Raw genomic sequence first — 15,397 nt, 5'->3', positions numbered from 1 at the left:
AAGGGAGTGCCTTGGCCGGACTGGGCTGGTCGAGGATACCTACCTCTCTTGAACACGGAGTTCTGAAAGTGGCCAAGCAAACATCCATTCCTGAAACCCCCTCAAATACCGACAATGCGTCAACGCCTTCAATTACGCCACAGCCGCAGGCGCTAGAAGTCGACGCGCCCATCATCTCCAGTGAGCTGTACGGGACGATTACGGCAGAAGCGATGGAGAAGGACTCATACCTGACTGTCGACTCGCGCATGGACAGGTTGGACATTACCGTAAAGTTCAGCATAAAGGAGGCGCCAGAGATCCGCTTGAATGATGTTGTTGACTCAAGCGGGCAGCCGGGTGCCAGGGAAATCCTGATTCCTCAGAAATACCTGACCACGTCCATGGGGTACACGCTGATCGTATGGTACGAGGGCACAGTGAGCGGTAAACCAGCCGTTTCACTGACCAAGGAAGTGGGGGTGACTTTTTACTCTGCAGAACAAAGTAAAGCGCTAGCGCCTCGATTAAGAGATGAAAAGATATTCCAAAATACGCCAACCTATGACATGCACGATCACAAAGGCGATGAGATAGTTGAAATACCTATTCCTCCACTTGCCCAGGTTGGAGATAAAATTTATTGCAGTGTCGTTATTGAGCAATTCAGTGGAAAACCCGTTTTCTATATCGTGGCTTACGGGTATGCATTAACGCTCGAAGATATAGCATCAGGCGAAAAACTTGAATTTCCGATTCCTCGTGGTTGGCTGGCACGTCAAAAGCCACGTTACGAATCAATTACTTGTCAGGCTGCCTGGATCACCAGTGGCGAGGAGCCCCAACCGCCGGCTGAAGTTGAAAACCCTGATGAAGAGACCCGTCTTCCCAGGAACGCTCTTCAAATCCAACATCGTCGTACCGCTGCTTTCATTGGGGATCAAGGCCTGGAGAATTTGCTGCCTCCCCATTTGCGGCAGTCTGCGTTTTTCGATGATAAGTGGTGCCTCAATCCGGAGCTCACTAAAAATGGGGGAGATATAGATGCGCCGGAGCTGGACACTTATGCCGGTGATCAGATCTGCTTCTACGTAAGCGGTCCCGGCTACGGATCGAAGTTACTGGGTTGTGTGGATATTGAAAGCGATGGGGACCCGGCGTCCGTCAAGTTACCGCGCTGTGTGATTGCTTGTTTCTTTAATAAGCCGATGACGCTGAGCTATACCGTTCAATTTCCTAATCTGATGGGTCCAGAGCCTCAGTCGCCGGAGCGGGTGGTCGATGTGCTGAAGCCTAGACTTTCCAAGTCGGAAATTGCAGAGGCCACTCACGGCAAGGTTAACCTCAATATTTTCGATGAGGACGCATCGGCGTTTGTTCATATTGGCGACTATGCCACATGCTCAACGTTCTGCTGGATGTGGATCACCGGTGAACATGAGGACGGAAGTAGCTACCAATCGGAAATTTTGACGAAGGCGCCTGTTACTGAGGACTGGAAGAATAAAGGTGTTGAGACGTTTATCTCGAGAGACAAGCTGCAACAACTGGCTGATTGCAGTGATTTTGAACTGCATTTTGCCGTGAGTTTCTGCGAGGCCTCTGACCGATCAGAAGCTATCGAGGCTCCGGCGGCGACTTTCCATATCGTCCAGGAAGACCTGGTGCTGCCCACGCCCGAAGTCGACAAGGCTGAGGGTGATGAATTGGAACCCTGGAATGCGCGAGATGGCGTAGACGTGGTGGTGAGTTATCTACGTATGAGCGACAGGCAAACCATCGAGCTTTGCTGGAAGGATGATGAAGACAATTGTTGGCCGTTGGATCCTCAAACCGGTGACAGAACAGGCTCTGTCACCTTCCGTTTGCCAGCGCCAGCGGTGATTGCTTCCATCGGTAGCTCCGTGGAAATCAAATACACAGTGACCACCCGCTGTGGGATTAAAACGTCCGAAAGTCTGCTGTTGAAAGTCCTCGTGCCCCACCGTTTACCGACTCCTGTGGTACGGCAAGCGACACCGGTCGCTACTCAGGATGGTGTTCTGAACCTAAGTGCGTTTGCCGGCAACGCTGATATCGACGTAGAGAAGTGGTGGTTTATCCTGCTGCAGCAGAAAGGCAGGATGCGGGCGGAAGGCACTCGACAAAACGGTGGTCTCTACGCCTTTGATGTGTATCTGAAAAAGCCAGTGACAGATACCAGCGCAGGATTATCAGATATCGTGAAGCGATCTGACTTGGCGGTTTTGAAGAATAACTCTGCGCTGACGTTTACATTTTTTGCCAGGCCCAACCCGCGTTCTGACCAAGGTTACGAGGTCATGTTCCCATCGTTAAGGTTGATTTTCCGTTCTGAGTACCGGGATTTCACATCGTTTACAGGCGGCAGTCGGAATGGTTGGCTCGATGGGGCGGCCTCTCAGGGGGAAAACAGATACGCCTCGTTTTTTGGAAAGTCTTGCATCGCCAACGGTACTGCCAGTTCAGGCACCGCTGGCGTCATTCTATACAAAAATGTGACTGGGCTTGAGGTGGGGCGTAGTTATCGCTTCAGTATGCTTGGCTGTACTTATAACGGGGCTGCCCCGTTCCCACAGTTGTCGCTACGTACGAATGCAGGTGCCGTTACTGCGGCAACGCTGTTCACAGCCATGGCGTGGAAAAGAATAGAGGGGGTCTTCGTCGCTTCCAGCTCGTCGATGCAGATGCAAGTTGTGTCTCACCTCGCTTCGGGAGCTAGCGGTAATGATTTCGCGATGACGGACCTTTTGATCGAGGACGCATGACCTTGATAACAGCCGATTGAAAACGCTCCCGCCATTGGCGGGAGCGTTTTTGCACCTACTGTGGAGTTGCAGGGATCTTCAGGCGTAGTGGGTACTGTCCGATGGTCGGAGAATACGTTCTCCAGCTGATAACTGTGAATTCTGACAGTAGGAAAAGAGGCGTTTTTTCGATGTGATAGGACGGTGTCGATCAGGACTTACACCTGTACCTCGGCATTTCCTGTCAATTGAAAAAGGACCTCTCCTCATGCCCAAATTATTGCTGGATCTGCCCGAGCCAACGCTGGTTGAGGCTGACGAAAATGGCCGTGTCGATTCACTCACTCTGCTAGACGGAGGCAATGTCAGCGTCTGCTACGACGACATGCAGGCAACTGACAGCATCACTCTGAATTGGCCACTGGCGGGCAGCGCTTATCCGCCGATACCACCCCAGAATGGCAACGACGCTGGTTGTATCAACATTTATATCCCTGCCGAATACATAGCACTATGGTTGGACAATTACGTGTTGTTCACTTACACCGTTACCCGAAACGGGGATGATCAAACGTCCTTACAAGGTCAAGTATGGATCAGCCTGCCCTCGAACCTGCCTCAGGTGCAAATTCTCAAAGCAACCGATGGCAAACTGGATCTTTCTTTGTTGTGCTGTAAAGATCCGATTCTTTACATCCCATCCTGGGCATTTGCCGACACAATCCAGACGATCGACTGCTATATAGGCGGCATCTATCCCGATGGGTCCAAGGCCAGACTCTACCCATTCGAGGATGAACCGGTTACCGACGAAGACATACGCCTGGGCTGGCGTCGAGCAATCCCTCGGGAGTTGTTCCAACAACTTAAACATGACAGCGAACTGTTTGTTTTGGCCTCCGTGCGCTTCAGCCGGGCCACTCCCTATAGATCGTTCCCCTCGCTAGTGTTGACATTGCTCACCGAGCCTCACCTGGAACTGTCGCCACCTGACCTCAAGGAAGCTGCACACACCGAGTTCGACGGCTGGGTGGTCAACCCCATAAACACGGTTAACGGTGCGCATATCACTGTGGGGTATGAGGGCATATGCAGCGGTGATACGGTATGCCCGAAGTCTTCCGGGACGCCGGGGCCAGGAACGCCGGTGCTGGAGTGTCGCCAACCGGTTGAAGGTGAAACCAGCCTGGTGTTTGCAGTATCGCCTTTAGCGATTCGTGCCAACTTTGAGCAAACCATTACCTTGACTTACGGCGTCACGCGTTGCGACGGCAGCCAATGGTCTTCACCCGAACGCAGGGTGAAAGTGCTGGGCATCACGGGCTTGCCAAAATCGAATATTGAACAGTCCACAGGCAACCGTCTGGACCTCAATACCTTTCGTGGCGACGCAAAGGGCGTGGTGCCCATTTGGAGTTATGCCATTGAGCTGGACTGCTGCTGGATGTGGGTAACCGGTACGCTTGAGGATGGCAGCGACTATTGTTTTTATGTGTTGGAGGCCGAGCCGCTTAAAGCCGCCTGGTTACACGATGGGGTCGATACACCGATCTCCAGGGCCAAGCTGCAAAAGCTGGCGGATTGCAAAGCGTTTGAGCTGCATTTTGCCGCGAACTTCGATGGCCAGTGTACGTGGGAGACTGCCGTCGAGTTCCCGGTTCGGACTTTCAGCATCGAGCAGGAAGCTTTGACACTGCCCCCTCCCAGGGTATGTGAAGCAGTGGATGATCAACTGACCATCTGGAATGGCCGGGACGGTGTAACGGTGCGGGTGGAGTATGAGCGGATCAGCCCTCATCAGACGATTCAGGTAAAGTGGATCAAGGCGGACGGTACGAGCCTGCCGTTGGAATCAAAACCGGGCAACAGTGATCCGGGCTATGTTGATTTTGCGATCCCGAGTGAAGCGGTGATTCAGGGCGCAGGTAAAACCATCCTGATCAACTACATAGTGACCAGTACTTGTAAGTTGGCGCCGTCGAAGACGCTTGGGCTGAAGATCAGTGTGCCGACCCGGTTGCCGACACCCGTTGTGCCAGAGGCTACGCCACCTGCTACTCAAGGCGGGATTTTAGATCTGCAGACTTTTACCGGTGATGCGCATATCACCGTGTATGACGCAAACTTCGACAAAGCGTGGTGGTTTGCTTTTGAAGGGCAAAATGCTTGGCTACGTGTTGTCGGGACTCTCGAATCCGGTGCCCCCCATACAATCAACGTGCGTATGGACCCACGCGTAATTTCAGAGGAAGTCGATAACGGGTTATCGGCAGTACTGCTGCGATCTGAATTGGAAAAATTGAAAGATCACAGCCCGTTGACTGTTTTTTGCGAGGTCACGACTGACGGGAGTTCAAGTGCGACGGGCGCAGTGCGGTTCCCATCATTGGAATTGACAGTCATTGTGCCCCCCAAAATTCGCTATGAAAACTTTACTGGTCAGCCGACCCGACTGATTTCTGCAGGCGCAAGTATTAGCATCCCGACGATGAACATACGTTTTCTATCTGGGCCAGGAAAAATGGGTATCTCAACGTATCCATCGACACCAGGGATGCTAGAGGGGCAGGCACTTGTTTTTGCTGATGGATTAGGCCAGGCACCGAGTCATCAAAGAGTGCGCCTTGATTTAACCTTTACATGTAAGCGTGTGAAGTGTGCATATACCTGGAATCACTATCCTACGACAGTGAGTTTTTACAGTCCGTCTGGCGGATATTTAGGTGCAGTAAATTTAAATGGGAGTCCTTTGAATAGTTGGATCGATTTTTCTGCACCGATAGGTTCGGTAATAGGCTACATAGAGATATCGTCTGGCGATTGGATGTACTTTGATTTCTTTACCTTCTGGTTGTAGCTTCAGTCAGCTTGACTAAACGCCCACCTGCTTAGGGTGGGCGCTTTATGCACATCGTTTTTATCAACTTACTTCGGCCCCAAAATCTTCACCAACTTCTCCGGCGACGGCGCCCCCTGTTGCTGCTGCAATCCACCCTTGTCATCCAGATAGAAAATCGCCGGCGTTGCTGACAACTCCAGTTCATCCATCAACTTCATATTGGCATCGAGCTTGGCCTCGACCTCGGCCGGGATCTTCTCCAGCGCCTTGAGCTTACTGCCCTTGCCGGCGGCTTCGTGTTCTTGCAGGGCTTTTTGCGGGTCTTTGGCGGCGAGCAGGGCGGCGGACTTGCCTGGGCTGTCTTCGCGGATGATGCCGACCATGATGTGGCGCAACTGCACCTTGCCGGCCTTGACCCACGGCCGCGCCTGTTCCCAGAACATGTTGCAGTAGGGGCAGTTAGGGTCGCTGAACAGGTACACGGTGCGCGGGGCGTTTTTATCACCGTCCTGGATCCAGCTGCTTTTTTCCATCTTGGCCCAGACTTCCTTGGCCATGGGTGCGTACACCAGTTTTTCCAGGGGCGCGGTGCTCAGGTCATTGCCCTGGGCGTCGTACAGGTTGCCGGCGATCACGTTTTTGCCGTCGGCGGTCAGGTACAGGGCCATGCCACGGTTCTGGTACTGGGCGGCGTAGCCGGTGAGGCCGCTGGGGGCATCGAATTTACCGATGATCCTGGCGCCCTTGGCTTCGATCTGTTTGATCGGCGCCGGCCAGTCTTCGGCCTGGGCCAGGGAGGCGGCGAGCGTCAAGGGCAGCAGGGTCAGCAGGTGGCGGAGGCGAGGCATGTCGGTTTCCTTGTCGTGGTGTCATCGAAGGGTTCCATGGCCCGGGCCAGGCTGGCTTCGGAGAGTTCGCCCAGGTGGCTGTTGATCAGGCGCCCATCGGCTTGGTAGAACAGCGTGGTCGGCAGGGCCATGGAGCCCACGGCCTGGCCGAGGCGGCCGCTGGCGTCGAACAGCACGTTGTCCAGGTTCAGGCCCTGGGTGGCCAGGTAGGTGCTGACGCTTTGCATGCTCTCGGCCTGGTTGACGAACAGAAAGGTCACGTCGGGGCGCATACGCTGGGCGTTTTCCAGCACGGGCATTTCGCGCCGGCACGGCGGGCACCAGGTGGCCCACAGGTTGATCACCAGCGGGCCACCCTGGTAATCCGCCAGTTGCACCACCTCGCCATTGGCGTTGCGCAGGGTGATGTCCGGCAGGCGCGTGCCTTTTTCATACAGGCTGAGGGACAGGCTGGCCATGCCCCAGAACAACAGACCGGTGATCACCCCGGCGCTGAGCGGCTTGCGCAGGGCCGGGCGACGCCAGCCATACGCCAGCGCGCCGAGCACCAGTGCGATGATGCCGGGCCAGGCGAGGAAGCCACCGTCACGCAGGTCGACCATCTCGACCCAGTCGTTGCTGTAATAACTCCAGTACATCAGCACGAAGCTGACGCGGGCGGCCAACATGCCCAGCAGGAACAGGCTGAACAGCACCGATTCGGGGTTCTCACCGCCACGCTTGGCCACGCGCCAGCCCACCAGGGTGGCGAGAATCAGCGCGCTGATCAGCAGGATGTGATTCAGGGCGATGGCGAATGTGCCGATGGTCAGGGTCAACATCAGCGCGCGTCTCGGGTTTGCGTCCAGCGTTGCAGGAAGGCGGCGGCATCCACTTCGCCGGTGATGCGTTGGGCGCGACGTTCATCACCGTCCGGGCCGATCCACACGAAGCTCGGTGGCCCCGGCACCTTGTAGCGGCCCAGCAGTTCGCGGCTGGCAGCGTTGTCGGCCGTGACGTCCAGGCGTAGCAGGCGCACGTCTTTGAGCGCGTCCATCACCTCGGGTTTGCCGAACACCTGTTTTTCCATGATCTTGCACGACACGCACCAGTCAGCGTAGTAATCCAGCAGCACCCATTGGCCCTGGGCCTTGGCGCTGTCGAGCTGGCTTTGCAGCACGGCCGGGTCATTGATGGTGGTGAAGGCATCGTGAGCGCTCGGTGCACCGGCGACCTTAGAGCCGCTGTAAACCTTCAACGGTTGCCACAGCTCATCGCTGCCACCGGCTGCGCCCACCACCAGTATCGCGCCCCACAGGCCCAGCACCAGGGAACCTGCGCCGAACACCTTGGCGGCCAGGCCGAACTCACGGGCCAGTGTCCAGCCGCAGTACGCCATCACCAGCGCCAACGCACCCCACAGGCCGATCCACAGGCTGTCGCCGACCACTGGGCGAATCATCAGCACGGCGGTGCCCAGGAACAGGAAGCCGAAGATACCCTTGAGCACGTTCATCCAGGTGCCCGGCTTGGGCAGGAAGCGATTGCCCACGGTCACCAGCAGCAACAGCGGAATGCCGATACCGATGCCCATGGCGAACAGGATCAGGCCACCGTGCAGCGCATTGCCGCTCTGGGCGATATACAGCAGGGCGCCGGCCAGGGGCGCGGTCATGCACGGGCCCACCAGCAGGCCGGACAGCGCGCCGAGCACACCAGCACCCACCAGGCTGCCACCGCTTTGCTGGCGGCTGACGTTATCGAGACGGTCGCGCAGGAAGGCGGGCAACTGCAATTCAAAGAAGCCGAACATCGGCAGGGCCAGCAGCACGAACAGCGCGGCAAAGCTGCCAAGGATCCACGGGGTTTGCAGCAGCGCGGCGAGGTTGGCGCCAAGCAGCGCGGCCATCACACCCAGGCCCGCATACACCAGTGCCATGCACACCACGTAGCTACCGGCCAAGGCAAAACCACGGCGCGGGCTGGCGCCACTGCCGACTACCAGGCCGGCGAGAATCGGCAGCATCGGCAGCGAGCAGGGCGCAAACGCCAACAACAGGCCCAGGCCAAAGAAGATCAGCAGGCTCCAGCCCAGGCTGCGTTGTTGCAGGCCGCTGGCCAGGCTTTGGTCCTGGGCCTGCGCGGTAGCGGCTACGGCCGGGTTGCCGCCCAGGTCCACGGTGATCGACTGCGGTGGATAACACAGGCCCGCATCGGCACAGCCCTGCCAGCCCAGCTTGACCTTGCCGGTGGCGCCGGCCGGGATCTTCACTTCCAGGCCCTGGCGATACACTTGCTGTTCGCCGAAGAACTCATCGCTATGGGCTTCACCCTGGGGCAGCACGGGTTGTTCGGCCAGGCCGTCGAACTTCATGCGTTGCTGGTACAGGTAGTAACCGTCGGCTATCTGCCAATACAGTTGGGTTTCGCCACTTTCAAGACGTTCGGAGGTAAAGGTGAAGGCTTTGCCCACCGGGAGAAAGTCGGGTTTGGTTTCGAAGGGGTTGCCCGGCGCTGCCTGGGCGAATCCCGCGAACAACACCAGCAGAAAGGTAAACAGATGCCGCATGGTCAAGCCTTAGTTCGATGCAAGTGAGGCACACAATGTGTGGCGCTGATTAACCGATGATTAACCGGACGCTATTCTAGAGTGTAGGGATAATCTGATGTTGTGAACTTTAGCGGCATAATGCGCGCTTAATCTGGCGCTTTTCTAATCACCCCCATCTTTCATGAAGGGTTCAGCATGCACGTACTGGTCTGTGAAGACGACGAACTGATCGCCAGCGGTATCGTGGCCGGCCTCGGTGCCCAGGGCTTTACGGTCGAGCGCGTGGCCACGGCCGCAGCCGCCAGGGCGATGCTCAAGGCTGCAGCGTTCGACATCATGGTGCTCGACCTCGGCCTGCCTGACGAAGATGGCCTCAAGCTGCTGCAACAACAGCGCAGCCAGGGCCTGGAAATTCCCGTGCTGATCCTCACCGCGCGGGACTCGGTGACCAACCGCGTCGACGGCCTGCAAGCTGGCGCCGATGACTACCTGCTCAAGCCCTTCGACCTGCGCGAACTCGCCGCCCGCCTGCAAACCCTGTTGCGCCGGGTGGCGGGGCGCAGTGTCAACCTGATCGAGCACGGCCGCCTGGCCTACGACCCCAGCAGCCGCGAGACCTTCCTGGATGGCCAGCCGGTGGACCTGTCCCGTCGCGAACAGGCGCTGTTGCAGGCGCTGCTGCACAACAAGGGCCGTGTGTTGTCCAGCGAGCAGCTCAAGGACAGCATCTACGGGTTCAGTGATGAGCTGGAAAGCAACGCGCTCAACGTGCATATCCATCACCTGCGGCGCAAGTTGGGCAATGGCATCGTCGAGACCGTCAGGGGCTTGGGCTATCGCCTGGGGCCGGCTGATGCAGGAGAGAACATTCAGTGATGAGCTTGCGCCTGCGCCTGACGTTCAAGCTGGGCGCCGCTTTTGTGCTGATCTGGGTGCTGGCGGCCGCCTGGATGCTCAACGATTTGCGCAACCAGATGATGTTCTCCCTCGACCAGCGCCTGGTGGCCTCGGCGCGCATGGTAGCCGGGCTCACCGAGCAGATGCCGGGTTTGGCCAGCGTCAGCGGTGGTGCACATTTGCGCACCGAACAATTGAACGTGCCGGGGGGCATGGCCTGTCAGGTCAGCTCTTTGCGCGGCGAGATCCTGGCACGCAGCCACACGACCCCGGATGAAGGTCTGGAGTCGCGCAGGAGTGGTTTTCGTGACCAGATGATCGATGGCGTGGGTTGGCGCAGTTTCACCCTGTCCCGGGGCGACCTGCTGATCACCACCGCAGACCGCCAGGTGGAGCGTGAGGCACTCAACCTGTCGATCCTGCTGGCGGCATCGGTACCGGTCGGCGTGGCATTGCTCGGTTGCCTGTGCCTGTTGTGGCTGGGCATCGGCCAGAGCCTGGTGCCGCTCAATCGTATGCGCGACGCCTTGATGCGCCGCAGCGCCGACTCTCTCGAACCCTTGCAGATTCACCCGTTGCCCAGCGAGCTCAAGCCGTTGCTCGACACCCAGAACCAACTGTTGCAGCGCATCGCCAAGACCATCGAGCGCGAGCGCCGCCTGACCGGTGACGCGGCCCATGAACTGCGCAGCCCGTTGACGGCAATCAAGACCCACCTGCAAGTGGCGCGCATGACCGAAGGTGCGGCGCGCGACCAGTCGCTGGCGCACGCCGAGGAGGGAGCCGACCGCTTGCATCGCACGCTGGAGCAATTGTTGCTGTTGGCGCGGGTGGAGGGCAGCTTGTCGTTTGACGATGGCTTGCAGTCCAGTGCCGAAGAAGTCGCCAGGTTGGCGATCCAGGACGCCAATGCCGGTGACAATTCCCGTATCGATCTTATTCTTGCGCCGGACCTCTCCCACGTTCCGGTAGAAATGCCCGTAGGCCTCGCCGTCGCGGCCTTGCGTAACCTGCTGGACAACGCCTTGCGCCATACCCCCGCCGATACCCGCGTGGAACTGCACGTGTTTTCTACCCCGGATAACGTGGTGTTCCGCGTGCGTGACCATGGCAAGCAGATCTCCAGCGAAGACCTGCAATACCTTACCCAGCGCTTCTGGCGTAATGGCAACAGCGAAGGCTGCGGCCTGGGCCTGGCGATCGTGCAGGCGATTGTGCAGCGCTGCGCCTGCTCGCTTGAGTTCGACAGCCAGCCGGACGGCTTGCGGGTTGAGCTGGGTATGCCGCTGCGCCGCTGAACCTTGCTTTTCATGTGCCAAGTAATTACCGCCCGCCTGACATTCAACCCTTCAGGATGGCGGTAATTTTTTTGCGCTTGAACGGGCCGAATGATTCGGCCTGAAATGAAAAGGACGGTTCTTATGTTGGTTATCGACACCAGTTTCCCAGCCAGGGATTTCAACGACCGCCAAGGTGAATCCGTGCAGCAGGTTATTCTGCACTACACCGCGGCGCCTTTTGCTTCGTCCCTGCGTACCCTTACGCAACACGGCGTCAGCGCTCACTATCTGCTGCCCGACCCCGATGACTCCAGCTACCGCGCCGCGGGTTATGAAGAGTTGCGCGTGTTTCGCCTGGTGGAGGAGGACAAACGCGCCTGGCACGCGGGAGTGAGCCATTGGGCGGGGAGGGACGACCTCAACAGCCGCTCGATTGGCGTTGAAATCGTCAACCTGGCGCGGGATGACGCGGGGGTATTTACCTTTCCCGAATACTCCCCGGCACAGATCGATGCGTTGATTGCAATAGTCCGCGACGTGCTTGCACGTTATCCGCAGGTCGGCCCGACTGACCTGATCGGGCATTCGGATGTGGCCTATTGGCGCAAGAGTGATCCGGGGCCGCGGCTGCCCTGGCGTGTTCTGCATGAGGCCGGTATTGGGGCCTGGTTTGATGAGCCAACACGGGCGATGTACCAGCGCCGCTTTTGTGTCGGCTTGCCACCAGAGGTTGAGGTAGAGCGGGCGTTTCAGCGCTACGGCTATAAGCCCGCGCAGAATCGCCGAGCCTTTGAACAGCGCACCCGGGCGTTCCAGATGCACTTTCGGGCTAGGGATTATTGCGGGTTCCTGGATGCAGAGACTTGCGCGATCTTGTATGCACTGAACGACAAATACCGCGGGCTATGAAGTGTGGGAGGGGGCTTGCTCCCACATTTGCATCTTCATTCATCAGTTATCGATCGCCGCCCCCTAAATCCTGTTCTAGCTGATGCGTTTCCAGAACAGGAAATCCGTGCGCATGCCCTTGGGCCAGCCGCCAACGGATCGGCAGTTTGGTCATCATCAGCGTATTGAGGGATCGAGAGATGTCAGTCGCTACCAGCCGTATCGAAGACGCCCTGGCGCCTGCGGAAACGCTCTACCAGTTTGACGAAACCCCGCTGCTGGCCCGCCAGCGCCAGCAGGAGTCCAACGCCCGCAGCTACCCGCGCCGTATCCCCCTGGCGCTCAAACGCGCCAAGGGCCTGTATGTGGAAGACGTCGAGGGGCGGCGTTTCATCGACTGCCTGGCCGGCGCCGGCACCCTGGCGCTGGGGCATAACCATCCGGTGGTGATCCAGGCGATCCAGCAAGTCTTGAGCGACGAGTTGCCGCTGCACACTCTGGACCTGACCACACCGGTCAAGGATCAGTTCGTGCAGGACCTGTTCGGCTTGCTGCCATCGGAACTGGCGCGGGAAGCGAAAATCCAGTTCTGCGGCCCCACTGGCACCGATGCGGTGGAAGCCGCGTTGAAGCTGGTGCGCACCGCAACCGGGTGCAGCACTGTGCTGTCGTTCCAGGGCGCTTATCACGGCATGAGCCAGGGGGCGTTGAGTTTGATGGGCAGCCTGGGGCCGAAGAAGCCGCTGGGGGCGTTGTTGGGCAATGGCGTGCAGTTCCTGCCATTTCCGTATGACTACCGCTGCCCGTTCGGGCTGGGCGGCGCCCAGGGTGTGCGGGCCAACCTGCACTACCTGGAAAACCTGCTCAACGATCCCGAAGCCGGGGTGGTGCTGCCGGCGGCGGTGATTGTCGAAGTGATTCAGGGTGAAGGCGGCGTGATCCCTGCCGACCTCGATTGGTTGCGTGGCTTAAGGCGTATCACCGCGCAAGCGGGGGTGGCGCTGATCGTCGATGAAATCCAGAGCGGCTTTGGGCGTACCGGCAAGATGTTTGCCTTCGAACACGCCGGCATCATTCCGGATGTGGTGGTGATGTCCAAGGCCATTGGCGGCAGCCTGCCGCTGGCGGTGGTGGTGTATCGCGACTGGCTCGACACCTGGCTGCCGGGTGCCCATGCCGGGACGTTCCGCGGCAACCAGATGGCGATGGCGGCGGGCTCGGCGGTGATGCGCTACCTCAAGGATCACGACTTGGCCAGTCATGCGGCGGCCATGGGTGAGCGTCTGTGCGAGCACCTGCGCATCCTGCAGCGCGACTTCCCGCAGTTGGGGGATATCCGTGGTCGTGGGCTGATGCTGGGGGTCGAGCTGGTGGATCCGACGGGCCCGCTTGATAGCCTGGGGCACCCGCCGGTGCATCGCCTGTTGGCACCGCTGGTGCAGCGTGAGTGCCTCAAGCGCGGGCTGATCCTGGAGATGGGCGGGCGCCATGGCGGCGTGGTGCGCTTTCTGCCACCGCTGGTGATCACCGCGGCCGAAGTCGACCAGGTGGCCGAGATCTTCGGGCGCGCCTTGGCGGCGGCGGTTGCCGGCGTTTAATTTTTGCGGTGCCTGGTACGTTTCTACAGATATCAGCGCTGCGCGTGGTGCGCAGCCAGCCTTTGAGCGATGGAGAACAGCAATGACCTCAGTATTTGACCGCGACGACATCCTGTTTCAGGTAGTGGTCAACCACGAAGAGCAGTATTCGATCTGGCCTGACTACAAGGCTGTGCCTGAAGGCTGGCGAACCGTGGGCAAGAGTGGCATGAAGAAGGAGTGCCTGGCGTATATCGAGGAAGTGTGGACGGATATGCGTCCGTTGAGCTTGCGCCAGAAGATGGACGGCGCCGCCCTCGCCAACTGATTCACTTGGGCCCGACTGTGGGAGGGGGCTTGCTCCCGATAGCGGTGTATCAGTCAGCCAATGTTCAACTGAAACACTGCTATCGGGAGCAAGCCCCCTCCCACATCAAGCATTAGTGCGGGGTGTGGGTGTAGAGGTAATCCGTCGCCAACGACGCCAGCGTCCTCACGCCCACCACCAACGCCGACTCATCCACAAAGAACCCAGGGTTGTGATTCGGCGCCGCCTTGCTCATGTCCTGGTCCCTCGGTGTCACCCCCAGGAAGACAAACAGCCCCGGTGCCTCTTTGGCATAGAACGAGAAGTCTTCGGCGCCACCCACCAACGGGCCTTGCACCACATCACCCTGAGCCGCCCAGCGCAGGCTCGGCAGCATTTTCTCGGTCAGCGCCGGGTTGTTGATGGTGGGGTCGTACTTCTCGATGATCGTCACTTCGGCCTTGGCGCCACCGCTTTCGGCGATTTTCTCTACGGTTTGACGCACGTCTGCATGCAGCTTCTGGCGAATGCCGTAGTCGTAGGAGCGAATGGTGCCGCTCATGTCTACCGACTCGGGGATGATGTTGTAGCGGGTACCACCGTTGATGGTGCCGATGCTCACGACAGAGGGGAATGACGAAATATCGGTACGGCGGCTGACCACGGTCTGCAGGCCGACAATGGTTTGCGCGCCAACGGTGATCGGGTCGATACCGTCCCAGGGGCGGCCGGCGTGGGTCTGTTTGCCGAGGATCCTGATGCGCAGGTCGTCGGAGCTGGCCAGGGTCGGGCCTGGGCGGTAGGCGATTTGCCCGGCAGGCACACCGGCCCACACATGCAGGCCGAACACCGCGTCAGGCTTGGGCGCTTTCATCACGCCTTCCTGCACCATCATCTTCGCGCCCCAGGTGTTCTTGCCGTCGGGGATAAAATCGCTGGGGCCTTCTTCGGCCGGTTGGAAATAAAACACCACGGTGCCGGGCAGGCGGTCGCGCATCCCGGTAAGAATCTTCGCAGTGCTCAGCAGGATGGCGGTATGGGCGTCGTGACCGCAGGCGTGCATCACATCGACTTCCTTGCCCAGGTAGGTGCCCTTGGCTTTGGAGGCGAAGGGCAGGTCGGCGACTTCCTTGACCGGCAGCGCATCCATGTCGGCGCGCAGGGCCACGGTCGGGCCGGGCAGGGCGCCTTTCAATATGGCGACGACGCCGGTGCGGGCTATCCCGGTCTTCACCTCAAGGCCGAGTTCGCGCAATTGTTTGGCGACCAACTCGGCGGTGCGGGTTTCGGTATTGCCCAGTTCCGGATGGGCGTGGATGTCGCGGCGGGTTTCCAACAGGCTGGGTTCGAGTATTTTTGCCTGGGAGGCAATGGTTTCCCTGGCACCGTCCTGGCCGCTGCTGGCGGCAATCACTGCACTGCTCGTGACCGCGCAGAGCAAACCCAAAACCCATTGGTGTGTCAGACCGTTCATTCGCATACCAACC

The 15,397-nt window shown here is 58.8% G+C and carries 11 protein-coding genes; 7 read left to right on the top strand and 4 right to left on the bottom strand.

Translation table 11 applies throughout. The features are described from left to right. Positions 1-68: 68 nt before the first annotated feature. Together LJX92_RS18370 and LJX92_RS18365 are read left to right on the top strand one after the other, a co-directional pair. Positions 69-2,765, top strand: coding sequence for a hypothetical protein (locus LJX92_RS18370; RefSeq protein ID WP_148852718.1), 2,697 nt, complete (start codon positions 69-71; stop codon positions 2,763-2,765). A gap of 247 nt (positions 2,766-3,012) precedes the next feature. Beyond that, a complete protein-coding gene (locus LJX92_RS18365) occupies positions 3,013-5,601 on the top strand; it encodes a hypothetical protein (RefSeq protein ID WP_228308786.1) in 2,589 nt (862 codons plus the stop codon). Between the two features lie 68 nt (positions 5,602-5,669). On the opposite strand, the gene dsbG is transcribed toward LJX92_RS18365, so the two are convergent. From dsbG to dsbD, 3 genes are read right to left on the bottom strand one after another with little or no spacing between them, the layout of a single operon-like run. Beyond that, the gene (gene dsbG, locus LJX92_RS18360) at positions 5,670-6,431 is read right to left on the bottom strand and encodes a thiol:disulfide interchange protein DsbG (protein WP_032880097.1); all 762 of its coding nucleotides are present in this window, start codon (positions 6,429-6,431) and stop codon (positions 5,670-5,672) included. Continuing rightward, the gene (locus LJX92_RS18355) at positions 6,407-7,252 is read right to left on the bottom strand and encodes a TlpA disulfide reductase family protein (protein ID WP_032880099.1); all 846 of its coding nucleotides are present in this window, start codon (positions 7,250-7,252) and stop codon (positions 6,407-6,409) included. The genes dsbG and LJX92_RS18355 overlap by 25 nt, the downstream gene beginning before the upstream one ends. Then, positions 7,252-8,979, bottom strand: a complete 1,728-nt coding sequence (gene dsbD / locus LJX92_RS18350) for a protein-disulfide reductase DsbD (protein ID WP_005789981.1) — start codon at positions 8,977-8,979, stop codon at positions 7,252-7,254. Before dsbD ends, LJX92_RS18355 begins: the two co-directional genes overlap by 1 nt. Positions 8,980-9,156: 177 nt before the next feature. Here dsbD and LJX92_RS18345 point away from each other — a divergent pair, with 177 nt between their 5' ends. The 5 genes from LJX92_RS18345 to LJX92_RS18325 all read left to right on the top strand — a co-directional run bounded on the left by LJX92_RS18345 (position 9,157) and on the right by LJX92_RS18325 (position 13,931). Beyond that, entirely contained in the window at positions 9,157-9,837 is a 681-nt protein-coding gene (locus LJX92_RS18345) for a response regulator (RefSeq protein ID WP_228308785.1), read from the top strand. After that, a complete protein-coding gene (locus LJX92_RS18340) occupies positions 9,837-11,156 on the top strand; it encodes an ATP-binding protein (protein WP_078821947.1) in 1,320 nt (439 codons plus the stop codon). The genes LJX92_RS18345 and LJX92_RS18340 overlap by 1 nt, the downstream gene beginning before the upstream one ends. Before the next feature lie 123 nt (positions 11,157-11,279). Beyond that, positions 11,280-12,047, top strand: a complete 768-nt coding sequence (locus LJX92_RS18335) for an N-acetylmuramoyl-L-alanine amidase (protein WP_228308784.1) — start codon at positions 11,280-11,282, stop codon at positions 12,045-12,047. Between the two features lie 179 nt (positions 12,048-12,226). Next, positions 12,227-13,624 (top strand): aspartate aminotransferase family protein, encoded by a 1,398-nt coding sequence (locus LJX92_RS18330; RefSeq protein ID WP_228308783.1) that lies wholly within the window; start codon positions 12,227-12,229, stop codon positions 13,622-13,624. An 82-nt stretch (positions 13,625-13,706) separates the two neighbouring features. After that, entirely contained in the window at positions 13,707-13,931 is a 225-nt protein-coding gene (locus LJX92_RS18325; protein WP_003192847.1) for an MbtH family protein, read from the top strand. A 112-nt stretch (positions 13,932-14,043) separates the two neighbouring features. Here the strand turns inward: LJX92_RS18325 and LJX92_RS18320 are convergent, their stop codons facing one another. Further along, a complete protein-coding gene (locus LJX92_RS18320; protein ID WP_228308782.1) occupies positions 14,044-15,390 on the bottom strand; it encodes an amidohydrolase in 1,347 nt (448 codons plus the stop codon). Positions 15,391-15,397 lie beyond the last annotated feature (7 nt).

This window comes from Pseudomonas sp. HN8-3, from assembly GCF_020790195.1.
GTDB lineage: Bacteria > Pseudomonadota > Gammaproteobacteria > Pseudomonadales > Pseudomonadaceae > Aquipseudomonas > Aquipseudomonas synxantha_A.
Note: the sequence above shows the minus strand (reverse complement) of the source record. Positions and strands in the feature narration are given on the sequence as shown.